The 13,149-nt window shown below is 52.4% G+C and carries 10 protein-coding genes and 1 rRNA gene; 6 read left to right on the plus strand and 5 right to left on the minus strand.

Annotation, left to right across the window (positions count from 1 at the left end; translation table 11 throughout):
- Window positions 1-61: 61 nt before the first annotated feature.
- From K5L82_RS02075 to smrA, 4 genes are read right to left on the minus strand one after another with little or no spacing between them, the layout of a single operon-like run.
- Window positions 62-2,263 carry a xanthine dehydrogenase family protein molybdopterin-binding subunit gene (locus tag K5L82_RS02075; protein ID WP_223132976.1) on the minus strand — a complete coding sequence of 734 codons (2,202 nt, stop codon included), beginning with the start codon at window positions 2,261-2,263 and terminating at the stop codon, window positions 62-64.
- A gap of 1 nt (window position 2,264) precedes the next feature.
- Window positions 2,265-2,753 carry a (2Fe-2S)-binding protein gene (locus K5L82_RS02080; RefSeq protein WP_133005166.1) on the minus strand — a complete coding sequence of 163 codons (489 nt, stop codon included), beginning with the start codon at window positions 2,751-2,753 and terminating at the stop codon, window positions 2,265-2,267.
- A gap of 41 nt (window positions 2,754-2,794) precedes the next feature.
- Complete coding sequence (locus K5L82_RS02085; protein ID WP_223132977.1) at window positions 2,795-2,995, minus strand: hypothetical protein; 201 nt, start codon at window positions 2,993-2,995, stop codon at window positions 2,795-2,797.
- 51 nt (window positions 2,996-3,046) lie between these two features.
- Window positions 3,047-3,628, minus strand: coding sequence for a DNA endonuclease SmrA (gene smrA / locus K5L82_RS02090; RefSeq protein WP_223132978.1), 582 nt, complete (start codon window positions 3,626-3,628; stop codon window positions 3,047-3,049).
- Between the two features lie 194 nt (window positions 3,629-3,822).
- On the opposite strand from smrA, the gene K5L82_RS02095 reads away from it, so the two are divergent.
- The 6 genes from K5L82_RS02095 (at window position 3,823) to K5L82_RS02120 (ending at window position 12,851) form a co-directional block, all read left to right on the plus strand.
- Entirely contained in the window at window positions 3,823-5,739 is a 1,917-nt protein-coding gene (locus K5L82_RS02095) for a putative nucleotidyltransferase substrate binding domain-containing protein (protein WP_223132979.1), read from the plus strand.
- A gap of 14 nt (window positions 5,740-5,753) precedes the next feature.
- Complete coding sequence (locus K5L82_RS02100) at window positions 5,754-6,458, plus strand: PolC-type DNA polymerase III (RefSeq protein ID WP_223132980.1); 705 nt, start codon at window positions 5,754-5,756, stop codon at window positions 6,456-6,458.
- 209 nt (window positions 6,459-6,667) lie between these two features.
- Window positions 6,668-6,931 (plus strand): DUF4212 domain-containing protein, encoded by a 264-nt coding sequence (locus K5L82_RS02105; protein ID WP_133005161.1) that lies wholly within the window; start codon window positions 6,668-6,670, stop codon window positions 6,929-6,931.
- Window positions 6,932-6,937: 6 nt separating this feature from the next.
- The gene (locus K5L82_RS02110) at window positions 6,938-8,707 is read left to right on the plus strand and encodes a sodium:solute symporter family protein (protein WP_133005160.1); all 1,770 of its coding nucleotides are present in this window, start codon (window positions 6,938-6,940) and stop codon (window positions 8,705-8,707) included.
- Window positions 8,708-8,805: 98 nt separating this feature from the next.
- Window positions 8,806-9,312, plus strand: a complete 507-nt coding sequence (locus K5L82_RS02115; protein WP_133005159.1) for a hypothetical protein — start codon at window positions 8,806-8,808, stop codon at window positions 9,310-9,312.
- 26 nt (window positions 9,313-9,338) lie between these two features.
- Window positions 9,339-12,851 carry a PAS domain-containing hybrid sensor histidine kinase/response regulator gene (locus K5L82_RS02120; protein ID WP_223132981.1) on the plus strand — a complete coding sequence of 1,171 codons (3,513 nt, stop codon included), beginning with the start codon at window positions 9,339-9,341 and terminating at the stop codon, window positions 12,849-12,851.
- 211 nt (window positions 12,852-13,062) lie between these two features.
- Here K5L82_RS02120 and rrf read toward each other — a convergent pair.
- Window positions 13,063-13,149: ribosomal RNA gene (gene rrf / locus K5L82_RS02125) — 5S ribosomal RNA — on the minus strand; the annotation flags it as partial.

The raw sequence follows: 13,149 nt of genomic DNA on the forward strand, positions 1-13,149 counted from the left end.
GGCCCTTCGGGGCGGATATCGGCCGCCATTATAGGGCGGCCGATCGCTCCGGCAAACCGCTTTATCCTGCGGTAAGCGGCAACCTACGCTGCCGTTTTCCTGTCAGCGCGAACAGAGCATTACCCAGCGCCGGAATCACCGCTGGTACGCCCGGCTCACCCACACCCGTGGGTTCAACGTCACTATCCACAATATCCACCACCACTTCCGGCACTTGGTGCATACGCAACACGCGCGAGTCGTGGAAGTTGCTCTGCTGAACTTCTCCGTTCTTGAAGGTAATTTCTCCGAACAGTGCAGCGCTAAGCCCAAACAGGATACCACCGGAAATTTGGTCTTGGACCACTCGTGGGTTCACCACCTGGCCACAATCGACACTGCAGGTAACTTTATGAACTTTGATTTCACCGTTCTCGATGCTCGCCTCAACCACTTGAGCAACGTAGGTACCGAACGATTTGAACAGGGATATACCGCGGGCCCGGCCTTCGCCTAGCGGGGTTCCCCATCCAGCCCGTTCAGCTGCCCGATCAAGCACTGCACGATGACGCGGCTCGTTGGCGAGGAGCTTTCTTCGGAACTGCAGTGGTTCTTGCCCGGCCTCGTGAGCCAGCTCGTCCATAAAGGTTTCTACCGCAAAACCATTATGGGAGTACCCGACAGAACGCCACCACGTAATCGGCACACCCGGATCTGTATGAGTATGGCGAACACTAACGTTCTCCACCTGATACGGGTACCCGATGGCACCTTCAATCGCGGACATGTCTTTAGGTGTCGCAACCCCTTCAGCCATCAAACCCACGCGGCCCAAGGTTCCGTATAGAAATTTGGGTGCCCAAGGGTACTGTGCCGGCGCAGCATTCCGAACGTACCAATCAAGAATCTGAGGCCCAACAATCTGGTGATCCCAGCCGGTTAACTCATTACCTTTGAAACTGGCTTTCATTCGGTGCAACATCGCCGGTCGCCAGAAGCCATGACGCACATCTTCTTCACGAGACCAGATCAACTTAACCGGCTTTTTGATCTTATACGCAACGATGGCAACTTCTTCGACATAATCCTGAGTCAAACGTCGTCCAAAACCACCACCTAAAAACGTGGTGTGAACGGTGACATCACCCGGCGACAGGCTTGAGTGCCGTGCTGCAGCGATACGCGCCAAATCCGGAGCTTGGGTCGATGCCCAAACTTCCATGCTGCCATCACGGTACCAAGCCGTTGCGTTCATGGGTTCCATGGCAGCATGATCCAGATAGGGCTGCTCATACTCCGCCTCAACCACACGGCTAGCGCTTTCAACGGCATCATCGAAATCACCGTCGGACCGTTCCTGAGCGCCCGCGTCTTCGTTGGCCGCCTCGCGATAGCTATCGAAGACCTGATCGTTATTTAAGTCAATCGCTTCTGAGAAATCCCAGTCAACTTTCAAAGCATTCTGCGCCTTTCGCGCCCGCCAATACCGATCGGCGACCACGGCAACACCGCGTTCGGTGATGAAAGCGTCCAGCACACCCGGCCACGCCAACACGTCGCTCCGGTTAAAACCGGTAGCTTTACCCCCATAACGCGGGCAACGCGTCATCACCGCGTAAACCATCCCGGGCAACTCAACATCGATACCATAAACCGCTTTACCGGTTGCCTTGGCTTCGCTATCCAACTTTCCGCCTTCGCGCCCGATGTATTTCCATTCGGAGCGTGGCTTCAAAGCAACATCACCACGCACAATCTCTTTGTCCGCCAACTCAACCAACTGGCCGTAACGTAGCGAGTCGATGCCATTGGGGTGAACAACCCGACCGTCTTGAGTACTGCACTCAGCGTCGTCTACCTTCCAGACACGAGCAGCTGCCATTACCAGCATTTGTCTTGCCGAAGCACCCGCTTCTCGCAGTGGCTTCCAGCTAATGGCTACACTGGTACTTCCGCCTGTAGCCTGCAAACCATACAACGGGTTGCGATATTCCGGTGCGACTGGCGCAAACTTCACTTTGATTCGGGCTGGATCGACATCCAACTCCTCGGCAACCAGCGTGGTCAAACCGGTGTAGGTTCCCTGCCCCATTTCAACTCGTGCCAACGTGAAGAAAATTTCGTCGTTCGTCGTCAGCTCAAGCCAAACGTCGGGCGACCATTGTCCGCTTTCTTTTTCAAAACCGGTTTTGATGGTCGAGCATCCGGGAAGTGATACAGCGAGCATCAGACTGCCAGACGCGGCAGTACTGACTTTCATGAAGTCACGGCGATTCATCGTCATTTCAGACTTCCTCCTGCTCTGGCTCGAAATGGCCTACGCCATCGACAACGGATTCAACGGCAGCCACAATGCGGGAGTATGTGCCACAGCGGCACAGATTACCTGACATAGCCGTTACAATGTCTTCTCTAGAGGGGGATGATGTGTTCGCCAGAAAATGGGCAGCGGTCATAATTTGGCCAGATTGGCAGTAACCGCACTGCGGGACACCTTCGGCCACCCATGCTTTTTGAAGCGGATGCAACTCGCCGTTTTCAGACAACCCTTCGATGGTGGTTATCTCGGCACCATCCAAATACTCAACAGGCGTGGAGCAGGAGCGAGTTGGTTGGCCGTTAACATGCACCGTACACGCGCCACACAAGCCGGCGCCACAACCAAACTTGGTTCCTTTTAAATTAAGCTCGTCCCGCAGCACCCACAACAAAGGGGTATCGAGTTCTACGTCCAAACTATAGTGCTGGCCATTTACTGTCAGGCTTAACGCCATGTTCCACTCCCGTATTATTTTAATCCGGCCGTCGATAACCGTTATTTAACGACTTCGTTACCGTTTTTATCCACCCAGATTTCACGATTCCCAGAATCCATTTTTCCGTTGGAATCCCAAACCTTACGATCCTGGGTCGCTTCTTCTACTTTACCGTTGTCATTCCAGATCACGCGGTCTTTACAGCCCGCCAATGTGAATAACGCGATCATCGCCACCATTGCAAAAGAACGCTTGTTCATTATTACCACCTTTATGTATGAAGGAATCGTTGGTCGGCGCACAACGCCTGCTCAGGAGCCTCCATGCACTTCTCTGTTCTGCTGTTTTTCGTGGTCGCTTTTGCGAACCATCACGTACGCAGCCCCGGTTCCACCATGCCGTTTTTGTGCCGAATGGAATGCCAGTACCGAGCCCAACTCGGGCAACCATTTCGCCAGATAACTTTTTAGTTGGGCAATGCCATCCGGGTTGCGCTCTCCCTTACCATGAAGAATGATGACAGAACGCAGCCCGTAATTTACGCACTCATTGATGAACTGGAACACCTCTTTTCGGGCCTCTTCGACCGTCATTCGGTGTAAATCAAGCCGAGCCTCGATGGGATACTGCCCCAACCTGAGTTTTTTAAACACGCCATGCTGAACCCCGGGCCGCTGCCAACTTAAAACATCGTGCGCTGTTAGCGGCTCGACCACGTCAGCCGTTAAGGGATTAACATCACGGACCTGAGCCTCTACCGCGGCTTGCTGGCGCATCAGATGCCCAGGAGTAAGCTCCGTGCGTGCCACGACGTCGGCACGGTTCGGTTTACGTATGCGCCGCACGTCTTTCATTTCTTCTAGGAAAGCCAGGCGCTCATCTTTGGAGGTCATAACACATACGAATCCACGTTGACGAGTAACGGAACTCTATCACTGCACCGGGATCCCATAAAGCAAAGCTCGTTATCACATAGGACGAAAATCGTAGGGCGTCGTCTACAGTTACTGAACTACACTTCGAACAGCCCATAAGAATGGTGAGGCGGCGCAAGCACCCACCCCTGCACGGCACGATGGATCTCTTTATGAAAACAGACAGTCCCGACACCACGCTTCCTCAGAACACCCGCGCGATCATGACTTTTTTGAGAGAACACGCGCCTTTTTCGAATATGGACGATCCGCATCTGGCGCATTTCGCGGAGAACGCAAAGCTGACGTTTTTCAGTGATGGAGAAGAAGTTCTTTCCCCCGATGGTGGCGTCGTTAAAGATTTTTGGGTGGTTAAACAAGGTCGTATTCGAGGCGAGCGTTTCAGTGAGAAGGATAATCGTGCCGAAACCACCTTCGAAATCAGCAAAGGTGAATGCTTTCCGCTTGCCGCACTGATAGGCGAGCGCCCTACCCGCACGCTTCACCGGGCAGCAGGTGACACCTTTTGCTTAAGCATTGATCAGCCGGCTTTTGTGACCCTGTTTGCAGAGAGCGAGCCCTTCCGGGACTTTTGTCTTCGCGGTGTGAGCAGCCTGCTCGATCAGGTAAACCAACGCATTCAGTCCACAGCCATGGCATCCATAGGCTCTAGCAGCAGTTTGGACACGCCACTCGAGCGTTACGCACTGCGCGCACCGATCGTTTGTACGGCGGACCTTCCGGTTAACGAAGCCGTTGCCCGGATGCATGAGAACAATGTCGGCAGCATAGTGGTCACTGACGATCGTCAACAACCTACCGGTATCTTCACGCTCAGAGATTTGCGCATGTTGATTGCCGAGGGAGTGGACTCTCTCAGCGCGCCCATCAGCCAAGTGATGACACCAGAGCCATGCCGCTTACTCGCCACTGAGGATGCCTTTGACGCGGCCATGGTGATGGCTGAACGGCATTTTGCTCACGTGTGCGTGGTGGATGACAATAATCGTTTAATCGGTGTGGTTTCGGAACGTGACCTGTTTTCATTACAGCGAGTCGATTTGGTGCACCTGGCTCGAACCATCAGTACGGCTCCACAATTAAGCACGTTAATTAGCCTGCGCCATGATGTGTCTAGGCTGGTTGACACTATGCTTGCCCACGGCGCGGATTCTGGTCAGGTTGTCAAAATCATCACCACGCTAAACGATGTTACTGTGCGCCGCGTACTAGAACTAAATCTAAAGCAAAATGACCCAGGAATCCCCTTCACCTGGCTGACCTTTGGCAGCGAGGGCCGTCAGGAACAGACCCTTCTGACCGATCAAGACAATGGCATCTTGTTCGATACTCCCGACGACATGACCGAAGACCAAGTCCGCGGAAAGCTATTGCCGTTTGCCCGCAAGGTCAATGACGAACTGGCTCAATGCGGCTTCACATTGTGCAAAGGCAATATTATGGCCAGCAATCCCAAGCTGTGCCTCAGTGAAGCGGAGTGGGACGACTGGTTTCAGCGTTTTATCGACGCATCCACACCTCAAAACCTGGTCTATTCTTCCATCTTTTTAGACATGCGGGCGGTTTTCGGACCGGAGGAGCCGCTCAGGCGATTGTTTAGCAAGGTGTTGGCACGCATTCAGAAAAACGCACTGTTTCAGAAAATGTTGGCCGGTAACGCTCTTCAGCGCAAACCGCCCCTTACCATGTTCCGCACTTTCCGCTATCTGAACGACGACAATAAGAAAGTGCTGGATCTCAAACGCCAAGGCTTGGCACCTTTCGTTGAATCCATCCGGGTGTTTGCCTTAGCGAACGGGATCAAAGCAGCCAACACACTTGAGCGTCTGAGTGAACTCGCCAAAAAAGGCGTTTTTGATGACAAAGATGCCGGTGCATGGAAAGAGTCCTACAGCCTGATTCAAGCAATACGGATGCGAGCCCATCAGGACATGTTAGCCAATGACGAACCGCTCACCAATTACATTGACCCGGACGACCTGAACCCTCTCGACCGGCGTATCCTGAGGGAATCTTTTCGTCAGGCCCAGCGGCTCCAGCAAAAGCTGGAACTGGCTTACCAATTATAGAGCTTGGCATCACTATGTTTTCGAACTTTAAACGTTGGCTTTTTCCTGAACGCAACGCCGATACAACCATCGATACGGAAAATCTGCCAACACCCAAAACGGTAGGAGAGCAAAAACTTTTCCATTCTCGCCTGATCGTTCTAGACCTCGAAACAACCGGTTTAAACATGGCCAAGGATGAAGTGATCGCCATTGGAGCGGTGGCCATTGAGAAAGGCGCGATACATCTGGACGATCAGTTCGATCTGATTCTTCGACGTCCTGAATTAGACATCCGTGAAACCGTGCTGATTCATGGTATAGGCCCGGAAGCCCTCACACAGGGCCAGGAAACAAAAGAAGCGTTGCTGCACCTGCTGGAATGGATGGACGGTGATCCGATCTTGGCCTATCACGCCGAGTTTGATAAACGGTTTCTTGAACGAACGTTAAAAGTCCAACTCGGCTACTCACGCTCCCACGTTTGGATGGACGTTGCAGAACTGATGCCTGCTTTTTTCCCGAAAGCGGATCCTAAAGGCAAGGGGCTGGATCATTGGTCGGACCTTTTCGGACTGGAAGTTAGTGAACGGCATCACGCAGCTGCTGATGCGATGGTAACCGCCGAACTCACCTTGATCGCCCTTAACGCGGCCAAGCGGTTAGACGTAAAAACACTGAAAGATCTCTCTCAAAAGCTGCGTTATCAACGACGTTTACAGAAAATGAAAAGATTTTAGCGCCGCCCCACTCCGCCCAAAAGCCTGACGCGGCGCGGCTTTGTAGCCGAATTAATAAGACCATTTGCCAATATCCATAATGTCATTGACGAGTAAAGTCGATAACGACAACAAGTCAGAGAACAACACTATGAATAATAAATTCTCTAACCGCATGACCCAAAAAGATCGCCAGCCGAGCTTTACAAAAACAATATGGGAGTGAGCTTATGTCAGGACATAGCTACGACGCTGAAAACTACTGGAAATCCAATCTTCGCCTAATCTTCGGAAGCCTGATCGTCTGGGCTTCGGTTTCATATGGCGCTGCAATTCTCCTACGCCCAATGCTTGCCGGCATTGAAGTAGGTGGTACCGATCTAGGCTTCTGGTTCGCCCAGCAAGGTTCCATCATTACTTTCATCATTCTGATTTTCTTCTACGCATGGCGCATGAACAAAATCGATGAAAAATTCGGCGTACACGAGGAGTAATCACCCATGAGCCAATTTGCGATTAATTTGCTATTCGTTGGGGGTTCCTTCCTCATCTACATCGGCATTGCCATTTGGGCAAAAGCCGGCAGTACCAGCGACTTCTACGTTGCCGGTGGCGGCGTCCATCCTGTTACAAACGGTATGGCGATTGGCGCCGACTGGATGTCCGCGGCTTCCTTTATCTCCATGGCCGGCCTGATTGCTGCGGGTGGTTACGCCAACTCTACGTTCTTGATGGGCTGGACCGGCGGGTACGTTTTGCTGGCCATGTTACTGGCTCCTTACTTGCGCAAGTTCGGCAAGTTCACGGTTCCGGAATTCATCGGTGACCGATATTACAGTGCCAATGCACGCCTCGTGGCTGTTATTTGCTTGATTGTTGCGTCGGTTACTTACGTCATCGGCCAGATGGCGGGCGCAGGTGTCGCTTTTTCTCGCTTTTTGGAAGTTGAAGCAACCAACGGTTTGATTATCGCCGCTATTGTCGTCTTCATCTACGCTGTACTCGGTGGCATGAAAGGCATCACATACACCCAAGTCGCACAGTACTGTGTGCTCATCGTGGCCTACACCATTCCGGCGGTCTTTATCTCCCTTCATCTGACTGGCAACCCGATTCCAGGTCTCGGTATGTTTTCTACTCACACCGAATCTGGCCTGCCGTTACTGACGAAGCTGAATCAAGTCATCACCGATCTAGGCTTCAACCAGTACACCGCCGATGTCGATAACAAGTTGAACATGGTGTTGTTCACCCTGTCACTGATGATCGGTACCGCCGGCTTACCACACGTCATCATCCGCTTCTTCACAGTTCCCAAAGTATCGGATGCGCGTTGGTCCGGCGGCTGGGCGCTGGTCTTCATTGCTCTGCTTTATCTGACGGCGCCAGCCGTAGCGTCCATGGCTCGCTTGAACCTGATGACGACCATCTATCCTGAAGGCACTCAGGCTCAGCCAATCGAATACGATCAGCGTCCTGGCTGGATTGCCACCTGGGAAGAAACTGGCCTGATCTCGTACGAAGATAAAAACAGCGATGGCCGTATCCAGCTGTATAACGATAAGAATGCAGACTTCGCCGCTACCGCTTCCGAGCGTGGCTGGGCAGGCAACGAACTGGTCGTCAACAACGACATCCTAGTTTTGGCGAACCCTGAAATTGCCAACCTGCCGGGATGGGTTATTGGCTTGATTGCCGCAGGCGGTTTGGCTGCAGCACTGTCTACTGCCGCCGGGTTATTACTGGCAATATCGTCTGCTGTGAGTCACGATTTAATCAAAGGCCGACTTAACCCCAACATCAGCGATAAAGGCGAATTGCTCGCGGCCCGAATTTCAATGGCTGTCGCGATTGTGGTTGCCACATGGCTAGGCGCAAATCCCCCGGGTTTCGCCGCTCAAGTAGTGGCGCTGGCCTTCGGGATAGCAGGAGCCTCACTGTTCCCCGCGTTGATGATGGGCATCTTCTCCAAGCGGGTAAATAATGTGGGCGCAATTTCCGGCATGCTGGCGGGCCTAACCTTTACCTTGGTGTATATTTTCACCTACAAAGGCTGGCTGTTCATTCCGGGCACCAACACCCTGACGGACTCCCCTGAAAACTGGGTACTGGGGATTTCCCCTCTGTCTATTGGTGCAATTGGTGCAATCGTTAACTTTGCGGTAGCCTTCAGTGTATCGAAAGTGACGGCTGAACCGCCGGTAGAAATTCAGGAATTGGTTGAAAGCGTCCGTTACCCTCGCGGTGCCGGTACAGCCCACGATCACTGAACTGCATGACAACCTGATTTGTTACTGATAATGACAGGTTGATACCGAACGGGCTTCCTCAAGTGAGGAAGCCCGTTCTTTATTGAGGATACCGTTTTATGTTTTGGAACTTTGTGGCCACGATTATTTGCGGCCTGGGCGCTGCTGGCATTGCACTGGGCATTCGCGCCATCACCGCTAAGAAAGCCCCCAGATGGATTATTCCGGTTTTTGCAGGGCTCGGGATGCTGAGTTATCTGGTTTACGGAGAATACACTTGGTACGACCACAAACAAACACTATTGCCCGATGAAGCCGTGGTGGTTGATACTGAACGGGAACAATTATTCTTCCGTCCATGGACGTTTGCGTTTCCTTACGTCACTGCATTTTCAGCAGTAGATGTCGAAAGCATTGCCCGGGATACGGAGAACGCCGAGATTGTTCGCTTTACCTTGTACCGGTTTGAGCAAACAGTAACGGATGCCGTTTCCCACCGTGTGCATCTGATCAACTGTCAAACTCAAGAGCTAGTCCCCTTGGCAAGCGATGGAACCCCTCGGGTGGACAACCTTAAACGGCTCAACATCAACGATCCGCTACTTAACACTGTGTGTGGCGCCTGATAGATCTGACTGGATAGACGCAATACATGATTAGTGCCTGGCTGCTTGTCTTAATATCGATCACCTACATTTCACTGCTGTTTTTCATTGCCTGGGCAGGCGACAAGCATCCGAGGCTGTACCGCCACACTCTGGCCCGCACACATATCTACAGCCTTTCTCTGGCGGTTTATTTCACCTCCTGGACGTTTTACGGAGCTGTGGGACGTGCTACTCAGGAAGGCTTCGGCTTTGCGTCGATTTACCTCGGCCCGCTCCTGGTTTTTCTCTTTTTTGCGCCGTTGCTTCGCCGAATTATTCATATCAGCAAACGCAACAACAGTACCTCAATCGCCGATTTCATCGCGTCACGGTATGGTAAGTCCCAATTGCTGGCGGCCATGGTTGCTGCAGTCGCACTGATCGGCAGCGTGCCCTACATAGCCTTACAACTCAAAGCGATCGCTCTTGGTTTCAGTGTTTTGTCAGATAATAGCCACCCCCTGACTGGTCTCAGCACGATCTGGAACGATTCCGCATGGTATATCACCCTCACCCTCGCCGTATTTACTGTTCTATTTGGAACCCGGCACCTGGAATCTACCGAACATCACCGAGGCATGATTCAGGCGATTGCCTTCGAATCGTTGATTAAATTGGTTGCGTTCATCGCCGTCGGGCTATTCGTTGGCTACGGATTGTTTAATGGATTCGGCGACTTATTCCAAAAAGCCGCCGATGCAGACTTAATCGGAACGCTCACGACCGGCAGCTTCGATGCACCAGCGTTCATCACCCAAACGCTGGTAGCCATGCTGGCGATTATCTGTCTGCCACGGCAATTCCACGTCATGGTGGTTGAGAACGCAGATCATCGAGACTTCGATGTTGCCCGATGGGCTATGCCGGTGTATTTGATCATCGCAACCGCATTCGTTATCCCGATTGCCGCAGCAGGTCTTTTATATGCAGACAGCCTGGGTACCAATCCCGACGTTGTGATCCTGCAACTGCCAATAATGGCCGGCCAGCAGTGGCTTGCGATACTCGCCTTTCTTGGAGGCGGTTCTGCAGCAGCGGCGATGGTGATTGTCTGCTCGGTTGCCATATCCACGATGGTAAGCAACGAAATCATCATGCCCGGGCTTCTAAAATTCTTCAGACCGAGGATGAACCGTCGAGCGGACTTGAGCTACCTGCTACTAACCATTCGGCGCGTCGCTATCTTCGTCGTTTTGTTAACCGCCTACGGTTTTTATCGCATGGCGGGACAAGACTACAGCCTGACCGCTTTCGGGCTGCTATCTTTCGCCGCCGCCGCACAGTTCGGCCCCGCTCTAGTCGGTGGCATTCTATGGCGACAAGGTAATGCGACAGGCGCTATCTGGGGGCTTGGCCTGGGCTTCTCCGTTTGGTGTTACACCCTGCTATTACCGGCACTGGTTTCTACAGGCTGGATAGATGATGGACTAATCAACAACGGCCTGTTCGGTTGGAGCTGGACACGGCCAACAGCCCTATTTGGTTCAGAACTCGATCAGATGACCCACGGCATACTGTGGAGTCTAGGAATCAATACAGCAGCCTATTTACTGTTATCTGTGATAACCCGCCAACGTATTCGGGAAAAAATTCAGCTTGCCGCATTCTTCCAGGAATTTGATCCCCGACATGACAACCCCGCCAACCACAGCTGGCAGGGTGAAGTGCTGGTGTCTGACCTTCAGGCACTGACGGATCGTTTTATGGGGGAGGAACGCTCGGAAAGCGTGTTCCATAATTACGAGCGCCGAAACGCAATTCGACTTTACCCTCACCGGGAAGCATCTACCCACCTGCGGAAATACATTGAACGACAGCTGGCTTCGGTTATTGGGGCATCCACCGCTAGGGTTGTACTTGAATCGACCCTGACCGGCCGTGACATGCAGATTGAAGACGTTGTCAGCATCGTGGACGAAGCGTCCCAGGCGATGACCTTCAGCCGCGAACTTCTGCAATCAGCCATAGAAAACATCAGCTTGGGTGTGTCAGTCGTCAATCACCAGCAACAATTAGTTGTCTGGAATCAACGCTACCAAGAGCTTTTCAGCTACCCCAAAGGCTATATAAGGGTCGGTCGTCCGGTCGAAGACCTGATACGCTATAACTTAATGAACGCTAACCTATCCGCTCGTCGTATTGATGAAATCATAGAGGGCCGTTGTACCAGTATGCGGGCAGGCGAACCCATGTCGTACGAGCGTCAACGCCCGGATGGCACCGTTATACGTATCGATGGCAGCCCCATCCCCGGTGGCGGCTATGTAACGACCTTCCAAGACATCACGCCAATGCGACGTACCGAGCAGGCGCTAAAAGAAACCAATATCTATCTCGAGCAGCGCGTTCGTGAACGGACACAAGAACTGCAAGTAATTAACGAGCAAATGCTCAAAGCCAAGTCCGTTGCAGAGCAGGCTAACCAAAGTAAGACGCGTTTTCTGGCCGCAGCCAGCCACGATTTGTTGCAACCCCTAAATGCCGCTCGATTATTCACCTCTGCCCTATCAGGAAAAGCGGTAAACGGCGAAACGTCCGAACTGATTCAGCACATCGACAGCTCCCTGGGCGCTGCGGAAGAAATCATTAGTACGTTGCTGGACATATCAAAACTCGATGCGGGCGCCTTGGAACCCGACATTACCGTGTTTCCGGTAAATGACCTTCTGAGCCATCTTGCGACCGAGTTTTCTGCTATTGCCAAAGACCAAGGTCTCGAACTCAATGTGGTGCCCAGTTCGGCTTGGGTTCGGTCTGATGCAAAGTTACTCAGGCGGGTCGTTCAGAACTTCCTGTCTAATGCGATCAGGTATTGCGATAGCGGCCGAATTCTAATGGGGTGCCGCCGCCTAAGGGGCTACCTCAGGATCGAGATTTGGGACACCGGTCCCGGAATGTCCGAGGATCAATTAACCCACATTTTTGAAGAGTTTCGTCGGTTCCAGCATGGACAAGACAAAAAAGGACTGGGATTAGGCCTAGCCATCGTTGATCGTATCAGCGGCATGCTTAATCACCCGGTAACGGTGCTATCAACACAGGGGAAAGGCAGCGTTTTCGGCATAACGGTCCCCCTTACTGCTGCGGAGAAAACACACACCGAGATAAGCCGTAGCCAACCAGTATCACGGCGCGTTTCCAGCCTTGGAGGCCTGCACGTGCTCTGCATTGACAACGATTCTGCCATACTGCAAGGCATGGTTGCTCTGTTGGGTAACTGGAAGTGTGATGTTACAGCTGCGGAGAGCTTGAAAACGGCGCTAAAAAAACTAGAAGGACGCAAGCCGAATATCATCCTCGCCGACTACCAACTCGATGACAACCAGAACGGTCTTGATGCGATGGACAATGTGCGAACGGAGCTTGGAACCCAGATCCCAGGAATACTTATTACCGGGTATATGGCACCAGAAGTTCGTGAAGACGCGATTAATCGCGGTTATCAGATTCTGTATAAACCCGTTAAGCCAGCCGCTTTAAGAGCACTGGTGAACAAGCTACTGAAACAAACACAGTAAGCGAGGAATGGTTCAACTGAGGTGATTCAGGCCACAGCGAAGCTCGGTCCCTGTGCATCGCCATTGACGACGGCGGTGCGCTACCATTGAATCACCAGAACAGCAGCCCGGGCTGGCTGGGAGGTTATTTACACTGGAAGTAGCTTATGACTGACACCCAGAAATGAAAAAACCCCAGCCTCGTACGAAGCTGGGGTTTTTGGTATTAAGAGTCTGACGATGACCTACTCTCACATGGGCAAGTGCCACACTACCATCGGCGCAGGCTTGTTTCACTTCTGAGTTCGGGATGGGATCA

Origin of the sequence: Marinobacter sp. AL4B (assembly GCF_019916045.1) — a bacterium.
GTDB lineage: Bacteria > Pseudomonadota > Gammaproteobacteria > Pseudomonadales > Oleiphilaceae > Marinobacter.

Excerpts from the sequence above, each read along its gene's own strand:
- K5L82_RS02110 (WP_133005160.1), top strand. The coding sequence starts at position 6,938 with ATGAGCCAATTTGCGATTAATTTGCTATTCGTTGGGGGTTCCTTCCTC.
- K5L82_RS02095 (WP_223132979.1), top strand. The coding sequence starts at position 3,823 with ATGAAAACAGACAGTCCCGACACCACGCTTCCTCAGAACACCCGCGCG.
- K5L82_RS02085 (WP_223132977.1), bottom strand. The coding sequence starts at position 2,995 with ATGAACAAGCGTTCTTTTGCAATGGTGGCGATGATCGCGTTATTCACA.
- K5L82_RS02105 (WP_133005161.1), top strand. The coding sequence starts at position 6,668 with ATGTCAGGACATAGCTACGACGCTGAAAACTACTGGAAATCCAATCTT.
- K5L82_RS02115 (WP_133005159.1), top strand. The coding sequence starts at position 8,806 with ATGTTTTGGAACTTTGTGGCCACGATTATTTGCGGCCTGGGCGCTGCT.
- K5L82_RS02100 (WP_223132980.1), top strand. The coding sequence starts at position 5,754 with ATGTTTTCGAACTTTAAACGTTGGCTTTTTCCTGAACGCAACGCCGAT.
- K5L82_RS02080 (WP_133005166.1), bottom strand. The coding sequence starts at position 2,753 with ATGGCGTTAAGCCTGACAGTAAATGGCCAGCACTATAGTTTGGACGTA.
- smrA (WP_223132978.1), bottom strand. The coding sequence starts at position 3,628 with ATGACCTCCAAAGATGAGCGCCTGGCTTTCCTAGAAGAAATGAAAGAC.
- K5L82_RS02075 (WP_223132976.1), bottom strand. The coding sequence starts at position 2,263 with ATGACGATGAATCGCCGTGACTTCATGAAAGTCAGTACTGCCGCGTCT.
- K5L82_RS02120 (WP_223132981.1), top strand. The coding sequence starts at position 9,339 with ATGATTAGTGCCTGGCTGCTTGTCTTAATATCGATCACCTACATTTCA.